Source organism: Nocardiopsis deserti (assembly GCF_008638355.1).
Lineage (GTDB): Bacteria > Actinomycetota > Actinomycetes > Streptosporangiales > Streptosporangiaceae > Nocardiopsis > Nocardiopsis alborubida.
The window spans coordinates 1-796 of record NZ_VWVS01000059.1 but is presented as its reverse complement, the minus strand read 5'-3'; the positions used below and the strand labels follow the sequence as shown (position 1 = coordinate 796).

At 68.8% G+C, this 796-nt stretch carries 1 protein-coding gene; it reads right to left on the bottom strand.

The window, feature by feature from the left end:
• Positions 1-796, bottom strand: a 796-nt coding sequence (gene sucD, locus FYW99_RS31590) for a succinate--CoA ligase subunit alpha (protein WP_150256276.1), incomplete at both ends; no start/stop codon positions are given.

Genomic DNA, 796 nt, shown 5'->3' with positions numbered 1-796 from the left:
TGCCGACCTTGACGCCGACGGCCTCCAGAGCTTCCTTCTTCGCGGCGGCCGTGCCCGAGGAACCCGAGACGATCGCGCCCGCGTGACCCATCGTCTTGCCCTCCGGAGCCGTGAAGCCCGCCACGTAACCCACCACGGGCTTGGTCACGTTGTCCCGGATGAACTCCGCCGCACGCTCCTCGGCGTCCCCGCCGATCTCACCGATCATCACGATCACGTCGGTGTCGGGGTCGGCCTCGAACGCCGCCAGCGCGTCGATGTGCGTGGTCCCGATGATCGGGTCCCCGCCGATGCCCACCGCCGAGGAGAAACCGATGTCACGCAACTCGTACATCATCTGGTACGTCAGCGTCCCGGACTTGGACACCAGCCCGATCCGGCCCGGCTTGGCGATGTCGGCCGGAATGATGCCCGCGTTGGACTGGCCCGGGGTGATCAGCCCGGGGCAGTTGGGGCCGATGATGCGGGTCTTGTTGCCCTTGGCCTTGGCGTGCGCCCAGAACGCGGCGGTGTCGTGCACCGGGATGCCCTCGGTGATGACCACGGCCAGACCGATACCGGCGTCGATGGCCTCGAAGACCGCGTCCCGGGAGAACTTGGGCGGGACGAAGATGACGGTGACGTCGGCGCCGGTGGCGGCCATGCCCTCGGCCACGGTGCCGAAGACCGGGACCTCGGTGCCGTCGAAGTCGGCTTTCTGACCGGCCTTGCGGGGGTTGACCCCGCCCACGATGTTGGTGCCCGAGGCGAGCATGCGCCGGGTGTGCTTGGTGCCCTCAGAGCCCGTCATGCCCTG